Origin of the sequence: Haladaptatus sp. CMAA 1909, from assembly GCF_043952005.1 — an archaeon.
Classification (GTDB): Archaea; Halobacteriota; Halobacteria; order Halobacteriales; family Haladaptataceae; genus Haladaptatus.
The window spans coordinates 228,730-240,737 of the sequence record NZ_JBIOAV010000003.1; the positions used below are offsets into that span (position 1 = coordinate 228,730).

Genomic DNA, 12,008 nt, shown 5'->3' on the forward strand with positions numbered 1-12,008 from the left:
CAAAACGGTTCGTATCCCGAGCGCGGTTCGTGTCCTCACGGAAATCAGTCACTAACCCAAACATTTTTCCGTGTTCATTTTAAATCGAAGTGAGTATGGATAACAGCAACCACGGTGCTAGCGATGAGCCACAGAGAACTCCGCTAACGCGGCGACGATGGCTCGCGCTCGGCGGCAGCGCGACGATGGCCGGACTGGCCGGTTGCGGCGGCAGCAACCCAAACGACCCGGATGTGACGATGTCGGGTACCCCCGGGAACGATTCGAGCGGTTCCAACGGAAAGAACGGGACGCCCGTCACGACCGAACTGCACATGCGCGCACCGGTCAGTTGGCAACCCAGCAAGGCCAACATCAACCCCTTCACCGACACGAAGAACACGGAGTTCTGGATGGACAACATGTGGTGGGAGTCGTTGGTCTGGCCCAACGCCAAGGGGGAACCGATGTACTACCTCGCGGACGAAATCAACATCAAAGGAAGCGGCTGTGAGGTCGAAATAAAACTCAACGACGAGTACACGTGGTGGGACGGGACGCCCGTCACCGCTCAGGACTTCCGCACCGCCGCGGTCATCACCGACTACAAGGAGAGCTACGGTCCGGACGAGACGGACGATAGCTGGGAGGTGGTCGATAAACACACGCTCAAACACCACCTCGCGGGGCCGGCCAATCCGTCGTTGCAGAAGACGGCATCCGCGTACTACACCGTTCCCGCCAAGCACGATTACTTCAAATCGTGGCTCGACAAGTACGAGGACGCGGGCGGTCAGAGCGCCGTGGAGAAGGTGACGAAGGAACTGACTTCGACGACCATCACGCTAAACGACCTCACCGAGAAGGGTCTCGGCTGTGGGATGTGGAAGCCCAAACAGCTCTCGCCGACCAACGCCGTCCACGAGAAGTACGAGGACCACCCGCGCGCCGATTGGACGAACCTGAAGACGTTCAACTGGCATCTCATCTCGGAGAAGCAGAAGGCCATTCAGGCGCTCAACGCCGGCCAACTCGACATGGGGGACAAGACGGTAAACCAGGCCAAATCCAACGGTAACGTCGGCGTGTTCAACCAGTTCGGCACGTCCAGCATCGTGAAGTTGGCCATGAACTGGAACAACGAACACCTCTCTCGCCGTCCCGTCCGTCGGGCCATCGCGTACCTCATGGACCACGACCAACTCGTGAAAGTCATCAGGAGCACGCAGGGGCTGAACTACAAACCTCGCGACACCGTAACCGGGATGTCCGTGAGTACCGGGAACCAGTGGACGAGCAAGGGATTCCAGAACAAGCTCATCGACTACGGTCGCACGTCGAAACCCGAGAAGGCGAAACGGGTCCTCGAGGACGCGGGTTACACGAAGGTCGGCGACGTCTGGGCCGGGCCGGACGGCAGTCGTGTCGAGGGCCTCACCTATCTGACACCGCCGTGGACCATCTACGAGACCATCGGGAAGTACCTGAGTCCCAAGCTCAAGGAGTTCGGCTTCGGCAACGAACTCATCATCCCGTCGAGCAGCGGTTTCTGGAAGCGCTGGACCGACACCCACGACTTCGACATGGTCAACTGGTTCTCGAAGACGTCACACCCGGCGAGCGCGTATTCCACCGTCAGCGTGGCCGGCCTTGGCAAGTTCGACGAAGTCGTGAACGTAACGGACCCGAGCGGCGACTGCAAAGTCGACCGTCGAACGCCCGACCTCTCCCAATCACGGAGCAAGAAGCTGAACCAACCCATCCGCCCGAAGTTCCCGAAGAAGGTCGGGCAGATGGGCGACGGCGGGTCGAAACGGACCCTCTATCCCGTCAAGTGGGGCAACATCATGTCCCAAACCCAGTCCACGAAGGAGGTTAAGGACCTCACGAGGAAACTCATGTGGTACACCAACTGGCAGGTCCCGCACATCGGCTTTTACGACGAGACGAGGGTGTACTGGGGCAACCAGAACAAGTTCGACTTCCCGACGGGGAACGGCGACGGTGCCCAGACCGAGAAGGCGAAAAGCGAGCACTTCACGAACGCTATCGAGTTCCTGATGAAAGGGCACATCAGCGCGAAGACCAAGTGACGCCCACCGCTGTCATCTCACTCGCGGTTTTTCGGTCCTCAGGTCCGATGGCACTTCGCGAGGAGCGCCGCCGTTCCGACGCCGAGCGCGCCCGCACCGAGGACGTTGAGGACGGACACGACGTGAGTCGCCGTTCCCGGTTTCGACCAGAAGAAGAGCAGTATCGAGAGGAGACAGGCCAGACACTCGAACGCCAGCAGCATGGCGAACTTATCGGCGTTCGAGCAGACGTAATCGAAGACGGTGGGTGCGTGGGACATCCGTTCGTTCAGGCCACTCGTACGTCGGGAATTAAACGTTTCGCCCCGTCCCTTCCTCGTCGTTCGTGCGGGCGACGGCGTGTGCGGCCCCGCAGTCGGGGCACTCGTAGTACTCCCGGTCGAACGTCGCGCCGCATCTGATACACCCGTACGTCTCCGTGTCGTCCGAGTCGTTCCCGAGCAACTCGCGGAATCGCGTGAGAATCGCCATATTCGTCGATGGGCCACAGACGTAATGAAACCCTCTATTACAGAGATTCTCTCCCATACCTTTATTGCAATGGGAGAAACACAAGCACAGTAGCACGATGTATTATTGGAAGCGGATAGGCCAGTCCGTGCTGGTGTTCCTGCTGGCACTGACGGTGACGTTCGCCCTGTACCGGATGTTACCGTTCGGACCCGTCGAGATGGTGCGAAACCATCTGATGCAACAGATGATAGAGCAAGGGAGCAGTCCGTCGCCACAGCAGATGGAACGCATCAACGCGATGGTGCGGACGTACACCGGTATCGACCCGTCCAAACCGTGGTACGTCGCGTACTACGACTACCTCCGGAACATCATCCTCTATCAGGACTTCGGACGGTCGATTTTCAAGAACCGACCCGTCTTCGACATCCTGTTCGAGGCGATGCCATGGTCGCTGTTCATCAGCATCTACGGCCTCGCGCTCGGGACCACGGTCAGTCTGCTGCTCGGTGCGGTCATGGCGTACAACGAGGGAAGCACGTTCGACACCGGGATGACGATTTTCTCCATCGCCAACACGACCGTCCCGTACTACATCGTCGCCATCCTCTCGCTCATCCTCTTCTCGTTCTCCCTCGGTTGGTTGCCGAGCGGCGGACGGATGGACCCGAACACGACGGCCGGACTGAACCTCCCGTTCATCGTCGGCGTCGTCAAACACGCCATCCTCCCCGTGTTCTCCTCGTTCATCGCCGGGTTCGGGGGCGCACTGGCGTTTCGAGGGAACTGCATCCGAGAGATGGGCGAAGGCTACATCCGGGTCGCCCGACTCCGCGGTATCAGCCAGGGTCGAATCGCCATCCGCTACGTCGGCCGCAACGCGCTGTTGCCCGTCTATACGAGCATCATGATGGGCGTCGCGGGCATCTTCGGGAGCAGCATCATTCTCGAAACCATCTTCAACTACCCCGCGATGGGCCTCGTGACGTACAACGCGCTGTTGAACCGCGATTACCCGCTCATCATGGGGTCGTTCATCTTCTTCACCAGCGTCACGCTGTTGGGTATCCTCGTCGCCGACCTGACGTACGGCGTCATCGACCCCCGCGTCAAAGGAGGGAGCGAACGTGAAGCCTACTGAGGGAAACGCCGAAACGCCGCGTACCGACGGCTCTCCCCGGTCCGCCGACGAACCCGCACGAACCGACGGCGGAACGAGCAACCGGTCAGGTTCCCCTCCCGTGGACGAGAGCATCTTCACGCAAACGTCGAACGTCCCCGAACTGACGACACGCGAGAAAGCCCGACGGTCGTTCGACCGTCGCGTCTATGCGCCCATCGCGGTCCTGTTGGGCGACTGGCGGGCGCTCGTCGGGTCGCTCATCCTCCTCGGTTTCGTCCTCATGGGCATCATCGCCGCGGCCCCGTTCGGCATCGTCCTCGTCGAGAAGGCAACCGTCATGGAGGGGCCGATATTCCTCTCGCCGTTCCGAGACTGGGCGTATCCGCTCGGAACCAACGTGATGGGGAAGTCGATTCTGAAGCAGGTCGTCCACGCGACGCCCGCGATGCTGGAGATGATCCTCGCCGGGGCGCTGCTGTCGGTCTGTCTCGGAACCCTCATCGGAACCGTCGCGGGCTACCGCGGCGGGCGCACCGACTCCGCCTTGATGACGGTCACGGACGTCGTTCTCACCATTCCCGGCATCGCGCTGGTCATCGTGCTGGCGAGCATTTACCAACCGGAAAGTCCCCTCGTCGTCGGCCTCATCCTCGGCATCGACAACTGGCCGAAGTTGGCGCGGACGGTTCGCTCGCAGGTGTTGAGCATCCGCGAGGAGGCGTTCACCGAAGCCTCGCGCATCATGGGGCTGTCGGAGTTCCACATCCTCCGCAAGGACGTGGTCTCGAACTTGATGCCGTACATCTCGGTCAACTTCGCGACCAGCGCACGGAAGATCATCTTCGAGTCCGTCGCGTTGTACTTCCTCGGTATCCTCCCCCGGTCGAACCTGAACTGGGGGTTGATGATGAACGACGCCTACAACCAAGCGAACTTGACGAACCCCGACCAGATACACTGGCTGTTGGTGCCGATGGCGCTCATCATCCTCATCTCGCTGGGATTCATCCTGCTCGCACAGGGTCTCGACCGGGTGTTCAACGTCCGCCTTCGCGCACGCCACGAAACCGCCGGAGGTGACGAATGAGCACCTCGGTCACGGACGAGAACGGACGGGCGGTGTCCCTCCTCCTCGCCGTCAGACGGTCGTTCCTCGCGTTCGTCGTCGCGCTGGGCGTCGTCTGCTGGTTGTTGGCCGTCCTCCTCTCCAGCTATCTCCTCCCCTCACTGACGCACGCCGTTCTCGCCGGAATGTTCGCCATCTGGGGCACGAGCGCGTTCATCTACGCCATTCTCGGCCGTCTCGGACTCAGCTTGATAGGGTACAACTGATGACACGACACTCACCACTCGAATCCATGTCAACACCAGATACCATACACGCCGACGGAGCACCACCCGAAAACAGAGCACCACGCACCGACGGGACACGACCCGCCGACCGGTTCCACGAAACCGGCGGCCGGAGGTGACATCGATGGCGACCGAGTTCCGGTCCACGACCGACACCGACACGCCGACCGAGGAGGACGTTATACTCGAAGTCAGAGACGCCAGCGTCTCGTTCAGCATGGATCGCGGGGATTCCCGCGTCCTTCGGGACGTCAGCATCGACGTCCGCGCTGGCGAGGTGCTCGGCGTCGTCGGCGAGAGCGGGTCCGGCAAGTCGATGTTGGCCTCGGCGATGCTGGACGCCATCGTCTCGCCGGGACAGGTTGACGGGGAAGTCATCTACCATCCGCCGGACGGCGGCGAACCGGTTGACGTTCTCTCGCTTTCCCGCGAGGAACTCACGAAACTCCGCTGGAACGAGATTTCGTTCGTCATCCAAGGTGCCCAGAGCGCGTTCAACCCGACGATGACCATCGGAAGCCACTTCGAAGAGACGCTTCGCGCACACGACGCGGACGTCGCGGAGGGAATGGAGTTCGCACGCGAACTCCTCGCGGACCTCTACCTGCCGACCGAGCAGGTGTTAGGTTCCCATCCCCACGAACTGTCGGGCGGGATGAAACAGCGGGCGCTCATCGCCCTCGGCCTCGTCCTCAACCCGAGGGTCGTCGTGATGGACGAACCGACCGCCGCGCTGGACTTGCTCATGCAGCGCTCCATCATCAGCATGCTGGAGGACTTACAGGAGAAGTACGACCTGACGATGGTTTTCGTCACCCACGACCTGCCGCTCGTCGCGGACCTCGCCGACCGCCTCGCCGTGATGTACGCCTTCGACCTCGTGGAACTCGGCCCGACCGACGAACTCCTCGACGATGCGGCCCACCCCTATACCCGCGCCCTGCTCAACGCCGTCCCGAACATCTCCGACCGGGCGATGGATATTCAGGGAATCGAAGGGTCGAGTCCCGACCCCGTCTCGCTTCCGACTGGCTGTTCGTTCAACCCGCGATGTCCGCTGGCCGACGGAACGTGTGAAACGGAAAATCCGCACCTCCGCGACGTGGACGAGGGTCACGAGGTGGCCTGTTTCTACCCCGAGGAAGCCCGCGAAACCGTTCCGTTGTTGCTCGACGAACCACCGGAGTCGGCTGAAGCGCCGGACGCTGCCGACGCCAGCGGAGGTGAGCGCCGATGAGTACCCGTCGCGGCGACCCGCTCCTCTCGCTGCGGAACGTGAGCGTCCACTTCGAGAAGGAGCAGCTGTTCGGCCTCGCCGGGTCGGAAACCGTCCACGCCGTGGACGACGTGAGCCTCGACGTCTACGAGAACGACATCGTCGCGCTCGTCGGCGAATCCGGGTGTGGAAAGACCACGCTCGGCAAGACGGCGATCGGCGTCCAGCGCCCGACGGAGGGGACGGTGCTGTACCGCGGACAGGACGTGTGGGAGACGAAGAAGTCCGGCGGCCTGTTCGGGCGGAAGAAGTCATCTGGCGAGTATTCGGCGGACGAGATACGTCGCTCGCTACAGATGATTCACCAGGACCCCGGCAGTTCGCTGAACTCGAACTACACCGTCGAGTCGAGCCTCGCTGATCCGCTGAAACGCTGGCAACCGGAGATGAGCGAGGCGGACCGCCGCGCCCGCATTTACGGCCTGCTCGAATACGTGGGAATGGCTCCCGCGGAGGATTACGCCGAGCGGTATCCCCACCAACTCTCCGGCGGGGAACAACAGCGCGTGGCGCTCATCCGAGCCTTGCTGATGAATCCCGACCTGATCCTGGCGGACGAGGCGATCAGCGCGCTGGACGTTTCGCTTCGCGCCGAGATGATGGATCTCATGCTCGAATTACAGGACCAGTTCAACACCTCCTACCTGTACATCTCACACGACCTCGCCAACGCGAAGCACCTCACTCAGCGGGCGAACGGCCGCATCGGGATCATGTACCTCGGCGAACTCGTGGAGATCGGCACGCCCGAACAGATAATCCACGACCCGCAGCATCCGTACACGAAGGTGCTCCTCTGGGCCACCTCCGACCTCAGAAATCGGTCGGAGGGCGTTTCGGATCCGCCGATTCGCTCCCTCGACATTCCCGACCCGGTGGACCCGCCGTCCGGATGTCGGTTCCACACGCGCTGTCCCGAAGCCCGCGCCGCTTGTACGCAGTCGTGTCCCGAACTCACCGACCACGATGGCGACGGGCGACGAACCGCCTGTTTCCGCAACGAGGAGGACCACGTCTACTGGGAGAGCGACCCGCTCGAAGACGACGACCCGACTGGAAATCCCGCGGCACCACAAGAGACGGCGGACGGCGACTGACTCAGTCGCACCGATACCGTTCGACTTTTTCTTCGTTCACCCTCACCCCGAGTCCCGGCCCGTCCGGAACCGGGAGCGCGCCGTCCTCGACTTCGAACGGTTCCTCGATGATGTAGTCGTCCCACCCGTAGTAAGTGCTGTCCGGCGGGAGGTTGATGCCGGGCGTGCTCGCAACCGTGTGGAGCATCGCCGCCGTCTTGACGCCGAGGTCGAAGCCGCAGTGATGGGAAACCGAGACGCCCGCGTTGGCCGCCATGGCGACCTGTTCGCGCACGGCGAGGATGCCGCCGGCGGGTACGAGGTCCACGACGGCCACGTCGATGGCGTCGGCCTGCAACAGAAAGCGGAGGTTGCGCGGAAAGTACGTGTCCTCGTTGACCGCCACGGGCGTCCGAACTCGGTTGCGAAGTGACGCGTACGTCCCGTAGGTGTCGATTCGAACCGGTTGTTCGAGGTACTGGAGGAGGATGCCCTCCTCTTCGAGTCGGGTGGCGACCCGGACCGCGTCCTCGAACGCCCAGCCCTGATTGGGGTCGAGTCGGAACTCCAGTTCCCCATCTACTTCGTCGTGCATCGCGCGGATCCGTTCGACGTCCTCACGCCAGTCCGGTCCGGCCTTCGTCTTCAGGGTCGAAAAGCCGTACTCGACCGCGCGTCGGGCATACGTCCGCGACTCCTCCGGCGAGAGAATACCGAGACAGGTGGCGATGTCCACCGTCTCGCGGGTTTTCCCGCCGAGGAGTTTGTGAACCGGGACGCCGACCTTCTTCCCGAAGGCGTCCCACAGCGCGGTTTCGACGGCCCCGAGGAAGGGTCGCACCTTCACGTACGGGAAGTAAAACGACTCCACGAAATCGCGGATGTCGCCCACCTTGCGGCCGACGAGTTCCGGGGCGATGACGTCGTCCACGACCGCCTTCGTCACCGTCGCGGATTTCATCCCGACGAGCATCTCCCCCCATCCGGTTATCCCCTCGTCCGTTTCGACCTTCACGAGCATCCGCGTGACCGATTCCACTTGGTCGTGGTTGCTCACGTATGGCGCGAGGCCGAGTTCGTCTTCGAGCGGCTTGACACCCATCTCTACGGGGATGGCTGACACGTTCGTGATCGGCATATCTCATTCTCGAAGCCCACATACAAATAACCGTTCCTATTTTCGGTAACAATTGGTAGTAACCCGTGTAAAACGAGTCGTTCCAAGCATCGCTGGGCTTGACGCACAACAGTTGCTACTGTTGTTTTTCGTCTCTGTCGGGGTGACAGCGGGCGCTATGAAGCACGACCCGCCACCAGCAGTCACATCCTTCGACTGTCCGATGTACGCAAGAGGCGCTTCACCGAACGCGAGACGCATGCCAGCGGAACGGCTTGCTGGCACGATTTCAGAGTCCCCCGTATAGGAGGACGTGAAACCGTGGTCCAGCGAAGCCGTCTCACTGAAGAACACGCGAGTCACGTTCACTGCGCCAACGTAGTCACGGTCGGCTTGGAAGCCACACCGAACGTTGTCGCACCTGAAGTGGCCTCCCCACCACACCTCGTGGGAGTGGTCAGGAGACTTCGTGGTATGGCCCGTCGAACCGCACCGAGGGCACGACCGAGACGTGTTGCCCGGACGCACTCGCTCCATGTGCAATCCGGCGATGTGTGCCCGATACTCGATTTTCGAGATGATTTCTCGACGTACCCACGACGACAACTCCCACGATAACTGCCTTCACCGCGAGGCGGGGAGAGACTCCGTAGATCTTCGTGAACAATCGCATCCACGTCATACAGAAGTGCGAGGGCGAGAATTTGGTTGGCCACGTCGTGAACGATTTGTTCCCTCTTGTGTCGAATCTTATTGTTCACACGCTCGTACTCTGCTTGAACGTGCCTGAACGAATCTGTGTGGTCACGCTCCTGCCGACGCAGACACGCGAGTTTCGAGTTGAGTTGATTGCGTTCCCGAGCGAGATTCTGCATTCGCTCTCGCTCCGTGTTCTGAATGAAATATGGCGTGGAGAGTTGTTCGCCGTCTTCGTTCACGACAACCGCCGTAGCGTCTTTCCTGATACCGCCGTCAATCGCTAAGACCGACTCTACGCCATCCGATTTTTCGGTGTGTTCGACTTCAATCGGAAACAAAAGTTCGTAGTAGTTGCCCCCGGTTTTCGTCTGAGTGGGTTGGAACGAGGGGGCGGAGAGACTGCCGTGTTCGAGAAGGTCGTGAAACGCTTTGTATCCCTCAAATTCGTGTTCTGTCCATGTCCAATCCCCTCTTGTTTCGGGTTCGATTGTGTCGGGTGTTTTGAGTTTGACTGTGAGTGTTTGTGTGTCTTTGTCGTACTCGTATTTCACAGCCTGTCCCGATGTGGGGCCGTCGTCAGCGGAGTACGGCAGGACTCCCTTTGAGTACGTGGGGCACTCTTGCATATCGAAATACGACTCAGGGAACCGACCATGCCGGTCGTAGTACGAGTTGAGCTGGTTGATGAGCATGTCAACGTACCCTGATTTGATGTATTCTCCTGAGTTCCAGAGTCGTTCTTTGATTCGTCGGGTGTGGATGCGCCGAATCTTGTGGTCAGGGAGAACTGGCTGAAGAGTGTGGAATGCGGTGCGTTTGTCTGCGTGACTGCGAAGCGTCTCCCCGGCTTTCTGCATCACGCACCGCTTGTACCGACTCGGAAGGTACAGGTCACCGTCAGCGAACGCTTCGTTCTCGTCAAAATATTTCCACGCTTGGTACGAGTGGTCGTCAATTCCGGTGAGGTGTTCAGGCGTCCAGTACCACTCGATAAGCGTATTTGCAACGTTCTTTGTGAGCGCGTCTAATCGAGCGTGTGGATTTCGCCTCTCGATGGGTAAGCGGATGGGGAGTGAAAGGTGGCTACTCATCGGTTTCCACTTCTGCTTCCACCGTTTCGACTATGCGCTTTCGCTTCGAGGAACGCATCCCATACAATTTGCCTGCAAAACTGGCAGCCAGTTGGAGGAAGTCATCAACCAGTTCCTCGTGTGCAGTTTTGTCTGTTTCCTTGTTGATGACGGTGATTTCAACACCATACTGGTCGAGGAGACGTTCGAGGTACGAGAACCCAAATCGTGTGAGTCGGTCTTGATATGTAACAAGAACGCGCCCGTAATCAGCGTTTTCAGCATCATCCAAGAGTTTGTTGAGTCCTCTACGTTTTTCGTTAAGGCCACTTCCAACGTCAGAGTACTTGTTTTCGATGCTCCATCCGTGGTCGTGTGCGTATTTGGTGAGTGACTCGATTTGGCGGTTGAGGTCGCTATCTTGTCCTTGAGCGTGCCCCGAAACACGAGCATAGAGGGCGACTTTATCGGTTGCTTGTGAATCTCCCGAGAGTCTGAGGAGTTCTCGGTGAGGGATTCGTCGGTGGCCACCGGGTGTTCGAGTGTAGTCGATTTCCCCCTCGCTACACCAGTTCTTGACGGTTTGACGGTGTACTCCTAACTCATCAGCAAACTCTCCAACGGAGTACGACCGAGGCATACTACCATATTATACCGTTTGATACTTAACACTGCCGAAAATTGTAACAGTTACACAACCCCGTACGGCGGCGAAACCGGTTCCCGCGTTCGTCAGTCAGCTCACTTCATCCAAATACGCGTTCCAGACGTCCATCGGGTCCTCGCAGGCAATTTCCGAGATGGTTCGGCAGCCGTCGTACCCCCACATGAACACGCTGTCGGCACCGAGTTCGAGCGCGGTTCGCGTCGCCGTTCGAACCTCTTCCGTCGCCGAATCACCGCTCAATCCGAAACCCTGAATCCACAACTGGCTCCGCAGGTCGTTTTCGTCCGCGAGCCCGACTACTTCACGTCCGAACCGTGAGACGTACTCGGCCGGGTCGGCGTCCTCGGCGAAGGCGTCCCAGTACGGGTCCGTGGCGAGCACGTCGATGTGGTCGTTTTCGGCGAGTCGCGCCCAATTTCGCGGCCCGTGGTCCGCCGACCCTGTCGGCATGAGGCAGACGGCGTTATCCGCGCCCTCATTGTGGGTCAGTGCCATTAGCTCATCAAGGAAGTCAAGCATCGATTCTTCCCGGAACGACGAGACAGTTTCGGTCTCCGTCGCGGGCATCGGTTCGCTGTACTCCTCGCGGTAGCCCTCCCGGCAGTGTTCGCAGCGACAACACCACACATCACGGGGATGATCATCGCCGTACCAGTGAACGTTGTGCCAGTGTGGTTCGTCCCAAAAAAGTACGTCCGCGCCGAGTCCAGCGGCATCGCGGGTCCACTCGCGCATGAATTCGCGGAATTCCGGATCGTTGAAGCAAGCAGCGGGTACACGCTCTCCAGTAGAGAGAACCTGTCGACTGTCCGGATTATGTGCGACGAATCGGGAGAATTCCTCGCCACCGAAGACGCCGCCAACGGCCCACGGGTTGACATAGACCGACAGTGACTGGTCGTGGCTCGCGGCGACGATATCACTCATCGTCTCGCTGTAGAAAGCTTGGTCGCGCTCGCTAAAAGTGTGGAGGATGGCAGTCAATCCTTCCTCACGCAGTCGTTCGAGGTCATCCGCTGCATGTTCGGGGTCCTGTACGCCGAAGTAGCTCGCTCCGCATTCAATGTCGGACATGATCGTGGTGTTGCATTGATGCACAGTC

The 12,008-nt window shown here is 60.2% G+C and carries 12 protein-coding genes; 6 read left to right on the forward strand and 6 right to left on the reverse strand.

Features of this window, described 5'->3' with window-relative positions; genetic code table 11:
* Positions 1 to 95 precede the first annotated feature (95 nt).
* Positions 96 to 2,072 carry an ABC transporter substrate-binding protein gene (locus tag ACGYLY_RS23100; protein ID WP_395285123.1) on the forward strand — a complete coding sequence of 659 codons (1,977 nt, stop codon included), beginning with the start codon at positions 96 to 98 and terminating at the stop codon, positions 2,070 to 2,072.
* Positions 2,073 to 2,110: 38 nt separating this feature from the next.
* On the opposite strand, the gene ACGYLY_RS23105 is transcribed toward ACGYLY_RS23100, so the two are convergent.
* Complete coding sequence (locus ACGYLY_RS23105) at positions 2,111 to 2,332, reverse strand: hypothetical protein (protein ID WP_395285124.1); 222 nt, start codon at positions 2,330 to 2,332, stop codon at positions 2,111 to 2,113.
* Positions 2,333 to 2,363: 31 nt separating this feature from the next.
* Entirely contained in the window at positions 2,364 to 2,543 is a 180-nt protein-coding gene (locus ACGYLY_RS23110; RefSeq protein WP_395285125.1) for a hypothetical protein, read from the reverse strand.
* Between the two features lie 64 nt (positions 2,544 to 2,607).
* Here ACGYLY_RS23110 and ACGYLY_RS23115 point away from each other — a divergent pair, with 64 nt between their 5' ends.
* The 5 genes from ACGYLY_RS23115 to ACGYLY_RS23135 all read left to right on the forward strand — a co-directional run bounded on the left by ACGYLY_RS23115 (position 2,608) and on the right by ACGYLY_RS23135 (position 7,374).
* Positions 2,608 to 3,666 carry an ABC transporter permease gene (locus ACGYLY_RS23115; protein WP_395285126.1) on the forward strand — a complete coding sequence of 353 codons (1,059 nt, stop codon included), beginning with the start codon at positions 2,608 to 2,610 and terminating at the stop codon, positions 3,664 to 3,666.
* The gene (locus tag ACGYLY_RS23120; RefSeq protein WP_395285127.1) at positions 3,653 to 4,735 is read left to right on the forward strand and encodes an ABC transporter permease; all 1,083 of its coding nucleotides are present in this window, start codon (positions 3,653 to 3,655) and stop codon (positions 4,733 to 4,735) included. Before ACGYLY_RS23115 ends, ACGYLY_RS23120 begins: the two co-directional genes overlap by 14 nt.
* The gene (locus ACGYLY_RS23125; protein ID WP_395285128.1) at positions 4,732 to 4,980 is read left to right on the forward strand and encodes a hypothetical protein; all 249 of its coding nucleotides are present in this window, start codon (positions 4,732 to 4,734) and stop codon (positions 4,978 to 4,980) included. The genes ACGYLY_RS23120 and ACGYLY_RS23125 overlap by 4 nt, the downstream gene beginning before the upstream one ends.
* Before the next feature lie 145 nt (positions 4,981 to 5,125).
* Positions 5,126 to 6,238 carry an ABC transporter ATP-binding protein gene (locus ACGYLY_RS23130; protein WP_395285129.1) on the forward strand — a complete coding sequence of 371 codons (1,113 nt, stop codon included), beginning with the start codon at positions 5,126 to 5,128 and terminating at the stop codon, positions 6,236 to 6,238.
* Positions 6,235 to 7,374 carry an ABC transporter ATP-binding protein gene (locus tag ACGYLY_RS23135; RefSeq protein WP_395285130.1) on the forward strand — a complete coding sequence of 380 codons (1,140 nt, stop codon included), beginning with the start codon at positions 6,235 to 6,237 and terminating at the stop codon, positions 7,372 to 7,374. Before ACGYLY_RS23130 ends, ACGYLY_RS23135 begins: the two co-directional genes overlap by 4 nt.
* Before the next feature lies 1 nt (position 7,375).
* On the opposite strand, the gene ACGYLY_RS23140 is transcribed toward ACGYLY_RS23135, so the two are convergent.
* The 4 genes from ACGYLY_RS23140 to ACGYLY_RS23155 all read right to left on the reverse strand — a co-directional run bounded on the left by ACGYLY_RS23140 (position 7,376) and on the right by ACGYLY_RS23155 (position 11,980).
* Complete coding sequence (locus ACGYLY_RS23140; RefSeq protein ID WP_395285131.1) at positions 7,376 to 8,491, reverse strand: mandelate racemase/muconate lactonizing enzyme family protein; 1,116 nt, start codon at positions 8,489 to 8,491, stop codon at positions 7,376 to 7,378.
* Positions 8,492 to 8,527: 36 nt separating this feature from the next.
* The gene (locus tag ACGYLY_RS23145) at positions 8,528 to 9,007 is read right to left on the reverse strand and encodes a zinc ribbon domain-containing protein (RefSeq protein ID WP_395285132.1); all 480 of its coding nucleotides are present in this window, start codon (positions 9,005 to 9,007) and stop codon (positions 8,528 to 8,530) included.
* A 1,245-nt stretch (positions 9,008 to 10,252) separates the two neighbouring features.
* The gene (locus ACGYLY_RS23150) at positions 10,253 to 10,879 is read right to left on the reverse strand and encodes an IS607 family transposase (RefSeq protein ID WP_395285133.1); all 627 of its coding nucleotides are present in this window, start codon (positions 10,877 to 10,879) and stop codon (positions 10,253 to 10,255) included.
* A 96-nt stretch (positions 10,880 to 10,975) separates the two neighbouring features.
* Positions 10,976 to 11,980, reverse strand: a complete 1,005-nt coding sequence (locus ACGYLY_RS23155; RefSeq protein WP_395285134.1) for a hypothetical protein — start codon at positions 11,978 to 11,980, stop codon at positions 10,976 to 10,978.
* Between the last annotated feature and the right edge of the window lie 28 nt (positions 11,981 to 12,008).